Origin of the sequence: Sphingomonas panacis (assembly GCF_001717955.1) — a bacterium.
GTDB lineage: Bacteria > Pseudomonadota > Alphaproteobacteria > Sphingomonadales > Sphingomonadaceae > Sphingomonas > Sphingomonas panacis.
Map to the genome: position 1 here is coordinate 368,180 of NZ_CP014168.1, position 14,708 is coordinate 382,887.

The 14,708-nt window shown below is 65.4% G+C and carries 11 protein-coding genes; 3 read left to right on the forward strand and 8 right to left on the reverse strand.

Translation table 11 applies throughout. The annotated features are described in order from the left end of the window. The gene (locus J0A91_RS01640) at window positions 1-1,212 is read right to left on the reverse strand and encodes a thiolase family protein (RefSeq protein WP_069203453.1); all 1,212 of its coding nucleotides are present in this window, start codon (window positions 1,210-1,212) and stop codon (window positions 1-3) included. Next, window positions 1,209-2,054: a fumarylacetoacetate hydrolase family protein gene (locus J0A91_RS01645; RefSeq protein ID WP_069203454.1), complete on the reverse strand. Its 846-nt coding sequence runs from the start codon at window positions 2,052-2,054 to the stop codon at window positions 1,209-1,211. Before J0A91_RS01645 ends, J0A91_RS01640 begins: the two co-directional genes overlap by 4 nt. Window positions 2,055-2,433: 379 nt before the next feature. Here J0A91_RS01645 and J0A91_RS01650 point away from each other — a divergent pair, with 379 nt between their 5' ends. Together J0A91_RS01650 and J0A91_RS01655 are read left to right on the forward strand one after the other, a co-directional pair. Continuing rightward, window positions 2,434-5,316 carry a TonB-dependent receptor domain-containing protein gene (locus J0A91_RS01650; RefSeq protein ID WP_069203455.1) on the forward strand — a complete coding sequence of 961 codons (2,883 nt, stop codon included), beginning with the start codon at window positions 2,434-2,436 and terminating at the stop codon, window positions 5,314-5,316. A 100-nt stretch (window positions 5,317-5,416) separates the two neighbouring features. Then, window positions 5,417-6,316 carry a cupin domain-containing protein gene (locus tag J0A91_RS01655; protein WP_069203456.1) on the forward strand — a complete coding sequence of 300 codons (900 nt, stop codon included), beginning with the start codon at window positions 5,417-5,419 and terminating at the stop codon, window positions 6,314-6,316. Between the two features lie 156 nt (window positions 6,317-6,472). Here the strand turns inward: J0A91_RS01655 and J0A91_RS01660 are convergent, their stop codons facing one another. The 3 genes from J0A91_RS01660 to J0A91_RS01670 are packed head-to-tail and all read right to left on the reverse strand — an operon-like array spanning window position 6,473 to window position 9,341. Next, complete coding sequence (locus tag J0A91_RS01660; RefSeq protein WP_069203457.1) at window positions 6,473-7,852, reverse strand: MFS transporter; 1,380 nt, start codon at window positions 7,850-7,852, stop codon at window positions 6,473-6,475. Next, on the reverse strand, window positions 7,849-8,760 hold the full coding sequence (locus J0A91_RS01665; RefSeq protein ID WP_069203458.1) for an amidohydrolase family protein: 912 nt from the start codon (window positions 8,758-8,760) through the stop codon (window positions 7,849-7,851). The genes J0A91_RS01660 and J0A91_RS01665 overlap by 4 nt, the downstream gene beginning before the upstream one ends. 35 nt (window positions 8,761-8,795) lie before the next feature. Beyond that, entirely contained in the window at window positions 8,796-9,341 is a 546-nt protein-coding gene (locus J0A91_RS01670) for a carboxymuconolactone decarboxylase family protein (protein WP_069203459.1), read from the reverse strand. Between the two features lie 258 nt (window positions 9,342-9,599). Here J0A91_RS01670 and J0A91_RS01675 point away from each other — a divergent pair, with 258 nt between their 5' ends. Then, window positions 9,600-10,373: an SDR family NAD(P)-dependent oxidoreductase gene (locus J0A91_RS01675; RefSeq protein ID WP_069203460.1), complete on the forward strand. Its 774-nt coding sequence runs from the start codon at window positions 9,600-9,602 to the stop codon at window positions 10,371-10,373. Window positions 10,374-10,389: 16 nt separating this feature from the next. On the opposite strand, the gene J0A91_RS01680 is transcribed toward J0A91_RS01675, so the two are convergent. The 3 genes from J0A91_RS01680 to J0A91_RS01690 are packed head-to-tail and all read right to left on the reverse strand — an operon-like array spanning window position 10,390 to window position 14,699. Next, window positions 10,390-11,874, reverse strand: a complete 1,485-nt coding sequence (locus J0A91_RS01680) for an aldehyde dehydrogenase family protein (protein ID WP_069203461.1) — start codon at window positions 11,872-11,874, stop codon at window positions 10,390-10,392. Beyond that, entirely contained in the window at window positions 11,871-13,289 is a 1,419-nt protein-coding gene (locus tag J0A91_RS01685) for an MmgE/PrpD family protein (protein ID WP_069203462.1), read from the reverse strand. The genes J0A91_RS01680 and J0A91_RS01685 overlap by 4 nt, the downstream gene beginning before the upstream one ends. A 3-nt stretch (window positions 13,290-13,292) precedes the next feature. Further along, window positions 13,293-14,699, reverse strand: a complete 1,407-nt coding sequence (locus J0A91_RS01690) for an MmgE/PrpD family protein (RefSeq protein WP_069203463.1) — start codon at window positions 14,697-14,699, stop codon at window positions 13,293-13,295. Between the last annotated feature and the right edge of the window lie 9 nt (window positions 14,700-14,708).

A 14,708-nucleotide genomic window follows, 5' to 3' on the forward strand; every position in this document is an offset into this window, starting at 1 on the left:
TCAACGGGTCAGAACGGCGACCGAATGCGTGGAGCTGACCGCGCTGACGTTGGTCGCGACCGCGACCTCGCAGTCGGCGACTTGGCGCGGGCCGCATTCGCCGCGAAGCTGGCGGACCGCCTCGACGATATGCGCCATGCCGCCGGTCGCGCCGGGATGTGCATAGGAGAGCATGCCGCCGTGCGTGTTGATCGGCAATCCGCCCCCCAGTTCGAGCCGCCCACCTTCGGCGAACGCGCCGGCTTCGCCCTTCTTGCAGAAGCCGAGATCCTCGAGCTGCAACAACGCGGTGATCGTGAAGCTGTCGTAAAGCTCGGCCACGTCGACATCGGCCGGAGTTACGCCGGCCTCTCCGAACGCCTGCTCCGCCGCGAGCGTTTGCACGGTATGCGTCAGGTCGTGCGTGCGCGCGATCTCGGGAGGGGCGCCGACCGCCTTCGCGAGATGGCCCATGTGATAATAAGATTGCGCCTGACCAAGTCCGGCGAGCCGGATCGGGGTCGGCTTCAGATCGCGCGCCACTTCGAGCGACGTGACCAGCACCGCATGGCCGCCATCGGAGATCAGCGAACAATCGAGCAGGTGCAACGGCGTCGCCACCATCCGAGACGCGAGCACATCTTCGATGGTGATCGGATCGCGTTTCTGCGCCGCCGGGTTAAGCGAGGCATGTTTGCGGCACGCGACCGCGATTGCCGCGAGTTGTTCCGACGTCGTTCCGAACTCGTGCATGTGCCGTGCGGCGAGCAACGCGTAGAAGCCGGGAACATGCACCCCGAACGGAGTCTCGAACTCCATCGAATGCGCGCCGTAATCGGTATAGGCACCGAGGCCCTTGCCGGTCGGGATCGAACTCAGCAACGTATCGCCACCGACCAACAGGACGGCGCGGCACCGGCCCGCCTGAATCGCCCATTGCGCCATTTGCAGGCCGTGGCACCAGCTTTGTCCGCCGGTACGCAGCGTGTCGCACAAGGTCTTGCGATAAATGCCGAGATTTTCGGCGATGATGATGTGATGGCGGATATTATCGTCGAGGAACGCCCCCGAGGTCAGCAAGCCGTCGATCAGCCCCTTGTCGATCCCGGCGTCGTCGATCGCCGCCTTGGCCGCCTGCACATGCAGTTCGATCGAATTGGTGTCGGGCAGCCGCCCGACCGGTGTTTCGCCGACCCCCGCGATCACCGCGACTCTGGAGGGATCGAGCGTCATGCCGCCACCAGCCGCTGGCTCTGCTCGCCAAGCCCGGCGATGCCGGCGCGCATTGCCTGTCCCGCTCTCAGATAGCGCGGCTCCGGCTTCATGCCGAACGCGACGCCGGGGGGCGTGCCGGTGGCGATGATGTCACCCGGATAGAGCGTCATGAACTGGCTCGCATACGAGACGACCGCGCGGACGTCGAAGATCATGGTGCGAGTGTTGCCGTTCTGCATGCGCACCTCATCGACATCACACCACATCTGCAAGTTCTGCGGATCACCCACCTCGTCGGCGGTGACGAGCCAGGGTCCGATCGGGCCGAACGTATCGCAACCCTTGCCCTTGTCCCAGGTGCCTTCGCGTTCGACCTGAAACGCGCGTTCGCTGACGTCGTTGACGACGCAATAACCAGCGACATGGTCCATCGCCTCGGCCTCGGAGATGTAGCTCGCCTTCGTCCCGATCACGACGCCGAGTTCCACTTCCCAATCGGTCTTGGTCGAGCCGCGCGGGATCAGCACATCGTCGTTCGGCCCGCAGATCGCACCAAGCGATTTGAGGAACATGATGGGTTCCTTGGGAAGCGGCACGCCGGACTCGGCGGCGTGATCCGCATAGTTGAGCCCGATGCAGAGGAAGTTGACCGGCCGCGCGATGCAGGCGCCGATGCGTGGCATGCCTTCGATCACCGGCAACGAAGCGACATCGATCGCGGCGAGCGCGGCGAGGCCGGCGGGCGACAGGGTTTCGCCATCGATATCGCGGGCATGCCCCGACAAGTCTCGCAGCTTGCCCGCACTATCCAGCACGGCCGGCTTTTCCGCACCTTGCGGTCCAACACGCAAAAGTTTCATCGCTCTCCCAATCCCGCTGCGGCGACGCCGTGCGATCCTCTCAAATTGTGACCGGTATCTACATTCCGATGCAATGAGAGTGCAAGTGGGGCATTCACAACGAGCATAAGACGTCGATAGAATTTCGGCCTGCATCATATCTCTCAGGCATCATAATGGAGGCCATTTGGCCAACTGCGTAGGATCTCCGCGCCACTTTCCCTCAGGCGGGCCGCGTTTGCACGCCAACGCACACGTCAAACACGGCAACGGGTGTGGTGGGCAAAATCCCATCACGACCATTGACACAAATTCAGCATAAAGTTACCGGTCCCAATCGGAAAGTTGAAGATCGCCTACGAAGAAGGCGACTCGCACTCGCATTCCGGGGAGGATCGACATGGGGATCACCAAGCTCGCACTTTTGCGCCACGCATCCGGCTCCACGATGGCGCTGGCCTGCATGTTGTGCGCTTCGACGGCACTCGCGCAGACCGCCGCGCCGCTCGCGCAGCCATCGGGAGAAACGCCGCCAGCGGTGAGCGAGGGCGCGGGCCAGGTCGCCTCGGCTGAACCCGAGGCGTCGCCAGGCAAAGACATCATCGTCACCGGCTCGCGCCTCGGCCGGTCGAGCTACACGTCGCCAACGCCGGTCAATGTGATCGGTGCGGAGCGGCTCGCCGATCTCGGCATCTCGAATGTCGCCGACGGCCTCAACCAACTCCCCGCCTTCCGCGCCGCCACCTCACCCACCGCCAATTTGTTTCGCGTTCAGGCGAGCGTCGCCGCGCGCACGCTCGATCTGCGCGGGCTCGGTCCCACGCGCACGCTGACTCTCGTCGACGGTCGACGTTTCACGCCGAGCAGCGATCTCGGCACGATCGATCTCAATGCGATCCCCTCGCTGTTGGTCTCGCGCAGTGAAGTCGTGACGGGCGGTGCCTCCGCCGCCTACGGCGCGGATGCGGTGGCGGGTGTGGTCAACATCATCCTCGACACGAAGTTGAAGGGCATCAAGGCCGATATCAACAGCGGGATCAGCCAGCAGGGGGACGGGCGCAATTTCTACGCCGCCATCGCCGGCGGCACCGACTTCGCTGGAGGTCGCGGACATACCGTGCTCGGTCTCGAATTCGCCAAGGAATATGGCGTGGGTGATATCGAGGATCGCGACTGGGGCCGCCGGCATGAGAATTACGTGTCGAACCCAGGCTGGCCGGGCAACGGCCAACCCGCGACGATCGTATCGCCGAACGCGGTGTTCGTTCTCACCAAAGGCGGCCTGATCCCGTCTGGACCGTTGAAAGGCACGCAGTTCAACGCAGCGGGACAACCGGTCCCGTTCCAGTTCGGCAATCCGGTGGGCGGCACGCTGATGATCGGCGGCGACCCGGTGATCGACGCCGCGTATATTATCGGCAACGTCCCGTTATCGTCGCCAAACCAACATTTCTCAGCATTCAGCCACAGCGATTTCGAGATCACGCCGGATCTGAACGCCGTGCTCGAACTCTCCTTCGCCAGTGTACAGGGCGGGCCGGTCGCCGGTGCCGACCCATATGATTTCAGCAAGTCGATCGCGATCGACAACGCATATCTGCCCGCCGCGACGCGCGCGGCGATGGTCGCAGCCGGCGTGACCAGCATTCCGGTCAGCCGGCTGAGTTCCGAATATGGCGCACAGCAGATCGGCACCAGCGACAACAAGACGTACCGCGTGATGGTCGGGCTGAACGGCACGATCTTCGGGACCTGGAAATGGGACGGCCATTACGACTACGGCCGCACCGACGGCTATGTGAAGCTGCTGCGCAACCGTGTCGCCACGCGCTGGTCGCAGGCGGTGGATGCTGTGGTGGGGCCGGGCGGCAACATCGTGTGCCGCTCCACACTTACCAATCCCACCAACGGCTGCGCGCCGGTCAATTTCTTCGGCATCAACCAGCCCTCGGCTGCGGCCATCGCCTATACGATGCCCGACGCATGGCAGTCGCGCCGGTTCGAGCAGCACGACGCGGCGCTCAACGTCCGGGGCAGCCTGTTCGATACATGGGCAGGGCCGGTCGCGCTGGCGGTGGGCGGTGAGTTCCGCCGCTTCACCTATCGCGGCGATGCCGATCCAATCTCCCAATCGATCGGCTTTATTCAGAACTATGCCGTCGCGCTGCCGGCCGGCGGGCAGAACGTCGCCGAAGGGTATGTCGAGGCGAATTTGCCGCTGCTCAAGGATTCACCGCTCGGCAAATCGCTCGATGTCGATGGCGCGTTCCGCTACACCAATTACAGCATCACCGGCTCGGCACCGACGTGGAAGGTCGGCGTGGTCTATCGCCCCGACGCGCAATTCCTGTTCCGCGTTACCCGCTCGGAAGACATCCGCGCGCCCGCGCCCGCCGAACTCAGCCCGTTGTCGTCGCTGAGCGGGCTACCGCTGACCGACCCTACCAACCGCTCGACCTATTTCATGAACGTCATCACCAGCGGCAACCCCAAACTGAAGCTGGAAAAGGCATCGACCTTCACAGCCGGCGGCGTGTTCCAGCCGCACTTCCTGCCGCGCTTCTCGCTGTCGCTCGACTATTACAACATCAAGATTCGCCAAGCGATCGACATCCTCGCCGCGCAGGCGACAATCAACCTCTGCGCAAGCGGCAACACGTCGCTTTGCCAGTTCGTCACGCGGGATGGACCGACCGGCCTCATCACGGCCGTGACCTCATCCTATCAGAACCTCAGCACGCTCAACGCAGCCGGATACGAATTGTCCGCCGACTACCGGATCGACGTGGGCAAAGGCCGAGTCAATCTAAGCCTCAACGCCAATTACGTCGATCACCTCACGACGATCGATGCGGCGGGCACCAAACAGGAATTCTCGAACTGGACCGGCAATCCCGGCTCGATCCAGAACCTGCTCGGCGTACCGCGCTGGCGCGCCAACACCGTGCTGTCCTACTCGCAGGACACGTTCGGCGTGACGGCGGAAGGGCGTTACATTCCGCGCGGGCTGCTCGATCCGACCAAGATCGGCCCCGGCCAGACTGGCTACCGCCCCGCGCTGTCGAACAGCATCAGCGACAATTTCATCGCCGCACGCTTTTACCTGGACTTCTCTGCGCGCTTCAACATCGCAGGGCCGGCCAAGTCGAAGATGCAGGTCTATTTCGTGGTCAACAACGTCATTGATTCCGACCCGCCCTCGACGCTCCGGCTGTTCGGCAATCCGCTGCTGTTCGATCCGATCGGACGCGCATTCAAGGTCGGCGTGCGGGCGAACTTCTGATCCGCCGGTCCAACATTTCGGTATCGTGCCCGCACCTAACGATATTGTGATCGCGGCGCGAAAACGGGCAGACCTGCATCAGTCACGAAGGAGTGAGCGCGTGTACGACAAGACCGATCTCCGTTCCGCTTTGGCCCCTGCGGCCGCAGCGAAGCCGGCCGCAAGCCGCCTGTTCGATGCCGAATACGGCCTGTTCTACAAGGAGTCGCCCGCGGAGGACGATGCCAACGGGCGAACCTGGTATACGCGCGGGCAGAACTTCATCATCGCCTATAGCGAAGCGAAGCCCGGCGCGGTGTTCGAGCGCACGGGACAAGTCGACGAGTTCATGCTGCTGATCCCATATGCGGACACGCCGGCTGAGCTTTCCGCGAGCGATCAGCGCGAGACCATGCCGGGCTATGCGCTGGCGATCATCCCGCCCGGCGACAGCCGGATCGTGCTGCCCGAAGGCGGCACGATCGTGCGCATCTTCACCACGCGGTCGGACGATCTCGTCGCACGGTGCGCCAATGCGGCGGGCTATGCCGAACAGCACACCAACATCCCGCCGCTGGTCGATTGGCCGGCGCCGGTGGGCGGGTTCCGCATCCGCGTCTATTCGCTCGACGTGGCGCCACAGCCCGGACGGTTCGGGCGAATCTGGCGCAGCACCAACATGATGGTCAACATCCCGTCGGCACAGACCGGGCCGCGCGATGCGACCAAGGTTTCGCCGCACCATCATGACGATTTCGAGCAATGCTCGCTCGCGCTGGAGGGGCAGTGGGCGCACCATATGCGCTGGCCGTGGTCGGTCGATATGAACGACTGGCGCGACGACGTGCATGCCGAGGTGGACTCGCCTTCGGTGACGGTCATCCCGGCGCAGGTGATCCATACATCGACGTGGCATTCGGCGGGGCGCAATCAGCTCGTCGATATCTTCTCGCCGCCGCGCGCAGATTTTTCGAAACAGCCCGGCTGGGTGCTCAATGCCGACGAGTATCCCGCGCCCTGAACATCGTTAAGGTTGTCCACGTAGACCACGGTCAAGACAGAGTGGACCGCCACGAACGGAAGAGCGCCACCGAACATAGCAGGCGACGCGCAGTGTAGGACAGACACGAAAAACCGGGCGCCGCCGCAGCGGCGCCCGGTTTTCGTTGTCCCGCCCTTACAGGTCGTCGAGGCTCTTGCGGGCGGTCTCGCGGGTCGCCGTGAGCCAGAGCGTGAAGGCGGCGAGCGCGCAGCAGCCGAACACCGCGAACACGATCGAGACCGATCCGCCGCTGCCGAGGATGCCGCCGACCGCGAGCGGAGTCAGCATCGAAGCGCCGCGCGCGGTCGAACTGGCGGCGCCGAGGCCGAGCGCGCGTAGGCGCGTCGGGTAGTTTTCCGCAGTATACGGCCAAACCACCACCGAGCCGATCGAGATCGCGACCTGGCCGGTGATGACCATCCCGACGAGCAGCAGCCGCGCGTCGGGCGGGTAGATCGCGAGGCCGAGAAGCGCGATCGACGCCACCAGGGTGCCGCCAAGTGCGAGCGGGCGGCGGCCGACATGATCGATCACCACCGCGATCGTCGGGGCCACGAACAGGAACAGGGTGCTCGCGGTCGCCGAATAGCGCAGCGCCTCGGCGACGGGGATATGGAACACCGTCACGTAGATCGACGGCACCCAGGTCGTCAGCCCGAAATTGGCGAAGGCGGTGAAGAACCACAGCCCGATGATGATAAGCGTGCGATTGCGATATTCGCCGCCGAACAGCGACGTCATCCGGGTCGGCGCGACCTTGAGCGGCGGCAGGATCGCGGCTTTCTCCCCTGCGGCCGCGACCGTAACGGGCGCGCCGCCGAGCTTGACCAGCGCACGATTGGCATCGGCGATGCGGCCGATCCGCGCGAGCCAGCGGGGCGATTCCGGGAGCAGCAGCACCACCAACGGGAGCAGCACGAGCGGCGTCGCGCCCAGCCCGAACAGCCAGCGCCAACCGAGATGCGGAATGACATAGGTGCTCGACAGCGAGGCGGCGGCATAGCCCGACATGCAGATGAACTGGAAGGTCGCGAAGTACCGCCCGCGAATGCGCGTCGGTGCGAGTTCGTTGATATAGGTGATCGAGACCGGCAGCGCGCCGCCGATCATGATGCCCTGGAGGAAGCGCAGCACGAACAAGGTGTGGTAATCGGGGCTGAGCGCACACCCGATCGCCAGCAGGCACATGATCGCCATCGAGACGAGGAACACCGGCATTCGGCCGAAGCGCTCGGCGAGGATGCCGAGCAGGATCGCGCCGACGAACTGGCCGGCATAGCCCGCCGACATCAGCGATCCCATCGCCACTGGTGTGAGATGCCACTCTGCGACCAGCGAAGGCATGACATAGGCGATCGCCACACTGTCCCACGAATCGAACAGCATGATGAAGCCGAGCAGCAGCGGCGCGACGAAGCGCGCGCGCACCGTGCGCAGATCATCGAGGACACCGCCGACGGCGGCCTCGACCGCGCTGATCCTGCCCAGGGCGGGCTCGATTACCATGCCGCTCATCGTTTGTAGATCCTTGCCGCCGTGCCGTGGAAAAACTGGTGCCGCTCGTCGGCGCTCAGCGCGGTGGCGGCATCGCGCGCCATCGCCGCCTTGACGTCGTAGCTCTTCTCGCTCTGGCCGAGATCGGAACCCCACATCAGCCGCTCCGCGCCGAACCGGTCGGCGAGCAACCGCACGAACGTGGCGGGTTCGAGGCGCTGGTCGGCCAGTCGATCGAGCACGATTTCGGTGATTTTGAAATGCACCTGCGGCATCGCATCGAACATGGCGATGGTGGTGTCTATCCCGTAATCGGGCGCGCCCGGCAGCGTCGGATCGAAGCCCGCCGCGACATATTTGCGCATCTCCGGGGTCGAGGCGGTGTGCGCGGTGCCGACGTGATCGATGATGATGCGAAGCGTCGGCACTTGCTGGGCAATGAATTTCAGCGCGGGCAGCGCCCACGGCAGATGCAACCGGTAGAAGATGATCGCGACCGGGATGTCGAGGTCCGCCGCCGTGCGCCAGCAGTCCATCGCGGTCGGCGAGTTCATCCAGCCGGTGCTGTAATCTTCGAACAAGGTCTGCGCGAAACGGACACCGCGCACGCCGTCTTCCCTGACCATCCTGGTCAGAATCGCGGGAGTCGCCGGGTTCTGGGCGTCGAGGATGACGACCGGTACGAACCGGTCGGGGAAGCGCTTGCCCGAATCGATGATGTAGCTGTTGTCATAGCCATAGACATGGCCGCGCTGGACGATGCACGCCTGCGCGACGCCCAGCGCGTCCATCTGGCCGATCAGCCATTCGGCTGTGGCGGTATAGGTCATCTTGGTGACTGCGGTGGTGCCGCGCATCGGCGACGGCGGATAGGCGACGGGATCGTCGGCGATCAGATGGGCGTGGGTATCGAAAAGTGCGTCTTGCATCTCGGGTCTAGCTCGCCTCCCTCGGTTGTATGTCGTCACCAGCCCGCGACCGGCTGGTCCTCGATTGCTACGCCACCGACGGCGGCAAGCCGTGCGGTGAGCATGTAGCTGCCGATCACCACGACGATGTCGAACAGAAACCGGTCGTCATAGTGCGACCGCATCGCCGCGAGCGTCGCGTCGTCCGGCGAGACATCGCGCACGACGGCGCTGACGAACGCGATCAACGCGCGTTCGGCGGGCAAGAGCGCGGCGTGGTCTTCGCCCTCGATCGCCGCCATCTCGGCCTCGCCGACGCCGAGATGGCGGGCGATCGAGCGATGATGGAACAGCTCGTATTCGGAATTCTGCAAATGCGCGACGCGCAGGATCACCATCTCGCGCAGCCGGGAATCGAGATCGGCGTCAATCGTCGCCCGACCGAGCGCAGCCTGCGCGCCCCACAATCCGTCACTGGCGTGCAGAGCCATGCGCGACACGTTGAGCAAGACGTTTCGCGACGGATCGAAGATACGATCATGTTTGGCCGGCGAAAGATCATCGATCGACGGATAGGGAATGCGGCTCGACGAGGTCGGCATGGGATACGGCCCACCGGACGCTTCCACCTGAGCTTTCAATTTCCTATGGATATCTGACAAAATCCGACCCTCCCCGCGTATATACTGACGCCTTGCCGACGACCTTTTGGTATGTCGCATCGAAACCCAGTATATCGATTGGTTTCGTCACGTCTCTTTTCTTGCCACGTCCCGAGCCGTGGATTTACGAGACGGTTTAGGAGTCGCGAGGAACGAGTTCCAAGACCGGAAACGCGGCCACCATAAGGAGAGAACATAGTGACCGACGCAAGCTTTTCGCTGACTGGCCGCAAGGCGCTCGTGATCGGCGCGGATTCCGGAATCGGTCTGGCCTGCGCACGCGCGCTCGCGATAGCGGGGGCCGATCTCGTCATCGCCGGGCTGGATGCGGCCAAAGGCGACTCGCTCGCGCGCGAGATCGCGGCGGCGAGTGGGACGGAGGTCAGCTATGTCCCGATCGACGTCACCGTGGAGGACCAGGTCGCCGCCGGGGTCGAGACGGCGGTGGGGCGGCTCGGCGGGCTCGATATCGCGATGAACAATGCCGGCATCCCCGGCCCGGCCGGCCCTTTGCAAGATCTCGACGCGAAGGATTTCGACACATTGTTCGCGATCAACGTGCGCGGTGCGTGGCTGGGCATGAAGTATCAGGTGCCGCATATGCTGAAGGGCGGCAGCGGCTCGATCATCAATCTCGCCTCGACTGCGGCACTGACCGGACTTGGCTTCGTCTCGCTTTATGCGGCCAGCAAGCATGCCGTCGCCGGGCTGACGCGTTCCGCCGCGCTCGAACTCGGTCCGCAGAACATCCGCGTCAACGCGATCGCGCCAGGGCCAGTCGATACGGGCCTGCTCCACACGATGCGCGCCGGTCGGCAGACCATCGTGCAATCCTCGCCAGCCAAGGTGCCGATGGACCGGATCGCGCAGCCCGAGGAGATGGGCGGCGCTGTGGTGTGGCTCGCCTCGAACGCCTCGTCCTATGTGACGGGGGCGATCATCTCGATCGACGGCGGCGTGGTCGCGCAATAGCGCGCCACCGCCCCGCTCAATCCGCGAAGGGATCGGGCGGGGTCTCGCTGGACAGGTCGATCACGACCGTCTTGGTCTCGACGAATTCGCGCATCGCATCGAAGCCGTTCTCGCGACCGATGCCGCTGAGCTTGTAGCCGCCATAGGGCAGCATGAAATGGACCGGGCGGAAGGTGTTTACCGACACCAGCCCGGTCTCGATCCGCGCCGAGACGCGGTGCGCGCGCGTGACGTCCGAGGTCCATAGTCCGCCGACCAGCCCGTAATCGCTGTCGTTGGCGAGCGCGACCGCCTCGTCCTCGTTCTCGAACGGCATCACCGCGACGACAGGACCGAACACTTCCTCCTGCGCGAGCTGCGAGCGGTTATCGACGTCGGCGAACACCGTCGGAGAGACGAAATAGCCGCGCTCCAGCCCGTCCGGGCGCGCGCCGCCGGTCAGCAGCCGCGCCCCGCTCTCCCGGCCAAGCGCGATATAGCGTTCGGTCTTGTCACGCTGCTCGGCCGACGTGTGCGGGCCGATGTGTGTCTTGGGATCGAGCGCGCCGCCGACGCGGATGCGCGCGGCGCGCTCGGCCAGCATCCCGGCGAAACGATCGTACACCGGTCGCTCGACGAACATGCGAGACGCGGCCGAGCACGACTGGCCAGTCGAGCGGAACGCACTGTGAACCGCCACCGACAGCGCCTTGTCGAGATCGGCATCGGCGAAGACGATATACGGCGACTTGCCGCCGCATTCGAACGAGCAGCGCTTCAGGTTGACGCTCGCCGCCTGCATGATGCGCTGTGCCGTCGCGTGCGAGCCGGTGAAGGAGACCTTGTCGACGCCGCGATGCCCGGCGAGCGCCGCGCCGACGCTGCCGTCGCCGGGCAGCGCGGCGACGACGCCCGCCGGAAAGCCCGCTTCGTGCGCGAGCGCGGCGAGCGCGACCATGCTCGCCGGGGTCTGTTCGGCGGGCTTGAGGATGACCGCGTTGCCGGTGGCGAGCGCGGGGCCGAGCTTCCAGCTCGCGAGCGAAATCGGCGAGTTCCACGGCAAGATCGCCGCGACCACGCCGACCGGTTCGTTGCGCGTATACGCGAGCGCGTCTGGGCGGTAGGGAATTTGCAGGCCGTTGAACTTGTCGGCCGCGCCCGCGAAGAAGGTCAGCCAATCGGCGGCACGCTGAACCTCGCCGAGCGTGTCGCGCAGCGGCTTGCCATTGTCGCGGCTCTCGATCTCGGCGAGCGCGGCGGCGTCGCGGCGGACGAGATCCGCGAAGCGCGCGAGCAATGCGCCGCGCGCGGTCGGTGTAGTCTTGCCCCATGCGCCACGCAGCGCCGCGCGCGCCGCCGCGACGGCGGCATCGACGTCGTGGTCGTCCGCGGTCGCGACTTCGATCCAAACCTCCTCGGTCGAGGGGTCGATGCTGCGGATCGCGTGCTGCGAATGCGGCGCGACCCATTCGCCGCCGATCAGCAGCCGATCGTAGCGCGGCGTTGCGCCCAGCGTGCTCACGACGCGCTCAGCATCCGCGGTGTGCCCGAAGCGACACGCGCGACCAAAGCCGCGACCGGCTGATCCTCGGCCTCGGCGCCCATCGCCGCGCCGGCTTCGCGGGCTCCCTCACCGAAATACCAGCGCGTGTTGCGCTCGAACTTGTCGAGCACATCGTCTCGCGACAACGCCGCTTCGGGCGAGCCGGGGTGATAGGGCACGTGCTTGAAATAGCTGCGGCCCGCCGCCTCGACGGTGAGCCGCGCCGGGCAATGCTGCGGATAATCGGAGAGCGGATCGACCGCCGCCTCGACGCGCTGCGCGAGCCGCAATATTTTCGGGTCGTTGAGCCGCTCGGGCAGGAAGGTCTCCAGCCCGACGTCGCCATCGACCAGCGCCGCCGCAACCCCGAAGAACAGGCTGAAGCGCGCCTCGTGAGGGGTGCTGGGCGCTTTCTTGCGATCGCGCGGCTGAGTGACGAGCGTCAGGCCGGGCTCGGCGAGTTCGCACGAAATCGCGGTGATCTGATCGATGCTGACGCCGTCGCGCGCGAAATCAGCGAGCACCTGTTTGGCCGCCTCGATGAAGGCGTGGAGGAGCTGGCAGCACGGATAGGGCTTGTACGCGGTCTCCGGGATGTACCAGCGGCTGCCGAGCGAATCGCCCGCCTTGGCGAAATCGAGCGTACCCGTGATCGGCGTCAGATGCGTCTCGAAGAAGCCGAACTTGCCCTCGAACACCGTGTCGGGGCCGGTGATGCCCGCCACCGCGATGTCGGTGGCGAGGATGCCGGCATGTGCGCCCCAGCCGCCGTGAAGGATCTTGGCGGTCGATCCGGTACGGGTCGATTCCTGGATGCCGCTCGCGAAGGTGCCGCAGATGCCGAGCGCGTCGGCGATCTGCGCGGGGGTCGCGCCCGCCAGCCGGCCGATCGCGACCGCGACACCGAACGACCCGATCAGCGACGAGGTGTGATAGCCGCGTTCGAGGAAGCGGTCGCCGGCGACGAAACCGAGGCGGATCATCACCTCATAGCCGACCACGGTGGCGTCGATCACGTCGGCGAGCGTGGCGCCGTGCGCCTCGCCGAACGCGAGTACCGCCGGCACCACGGTCGAGCCCGGCCGCGCCAGTGACGAACCGTGCTTGTCGTCCATCTCCAGCGCCTGCGCGAGCGATCCGTTGAGCAGCGCCGCCAGTTCGGGCCGCGCCTTGGCGTTCAAGCCGAACAATGTCGCCCCCTCGCCGCCGCGCCAGACCTTGGCGAGCTTCTGCGCGGCGGCACCGCTTTCCTCCTTCGGGTTGGCGCCGGCGACGCAGACGCCGACCGAGTCGACGATGTGCCACAGCGCGGCCTCACGCACGGCGGCAGGGATCGCCTCGCGCTTGAGGTCGATCGCGTAGGTCGCGAAGGCTTGGGACAGCGTTGCGGTCATGGCTCAGCGCACCTTTTGCAGCGCGGCGCCGAGGCGTTGCGCGGGTTGGGTCTCGTTTTCGAGATTGTCGATGATCTCCTCGATCTCGCGCACCGCCTCGGGCAGCAGCGCGCGGCCGGCGAGATCGCGGAACTTGTCGCGCAGCGCCTCCTCCGACATCGGGTTGCGCCAATGGCCGCTGCGATAGGTCTGTTCGTGAAAATGCTCGGTGCCGTCGTTCATCGTGACGGTGACTCGCACCGCGCGCATCTGGTGCTTCTCGCGCGCGTCGAGTTCGGGATCGACGTAGACTTCGATGCGATTGGCGAGATCGATGATCTTGGGATCGACCAATTTGTCATCGGTATATTCGTCGATGAAGGCGTTGCCGTACAGCAATGTCACCGCGCCGGTGTAGGGTAGGTTCATCTGCGCGCTGATCGTCTCGCCATTGGGCACATAGGGCCAGCCGCAATGGACATAGACCATATCGGTCGTGCCGACGCGGACCTTGGCGACATCCTCGCCGCGGATGCCGTGCTGTTCGCGGATGGCGCGGAGCGCATCGACCGAGGTCTGGCTGCTGGCCAGCGAGGAATAGCGCTTGAAGCCGTTGCGGCGCATCTCCCAATCGGTGCCGAGGCCGTTGGTGGCGAAGCTCAGGTCGTATTCGGACGAGTAGGTCGAGCAGAAGCCGCCATACGGCGCCTCCAGCACGTCGCGCACGCCGGTCAGCCCCTCGCGCGCGCACAAAGCGGCGATGATGCCGTTCTGCGAGGCCTTGCCCGAGTGGAACCGCTTCGCCATCGCGCCGAACTGCGCCGCCATCAGCCCCGCCGCCTGCGAACCGGCCAGACCGAGCGCGCTGACATAGTGATCGGTATCGAGATCGAGCAGCTTGGCGATCGCCGCCGCCGAGCCGAACGTGGAGGTGAGGCCGCACGGGTGGAAGCCGCGGTGGAAGGCCGAGGGGCTGACGATGTTGCCGATCCGTGTGCCGAGTTCGTAGCCGGCTACGGTGGCGCGGATCATGTCCTTGCCGTCGAACGCGCCGAACGCGCCTTCCGAACAGGCGACCACCGCCGGGACCACGCCCGCCCCGTAATGCGACATCGACTGGTCGTGGCAATCGTCGAGTTCATAACCCTGCGCGGCGGTGCCGTTGATGAAGGCGGCACCGAGCGGATCGACCTTGAGCTTCATGCCCCATGCGCTCGCCGTCGGTTTCTGGCCGAGCAGCGTAATGGTGCGCGCCACCGCCTGCACCCACGGCGTCGGCGCGCCGAACACGCCACAGGCCAGACTGTCGCGAATGCACTGTTTCGCGTTGAGGATCAGGTCGTCGGGGATGTCGCCATATTGCAGATCGGCGGCGAACGCGGCGATGTCGCGCGTGGCGCCGGGAACGACGAATTCGGTCGGAGCGTTCATCGAAGAGCC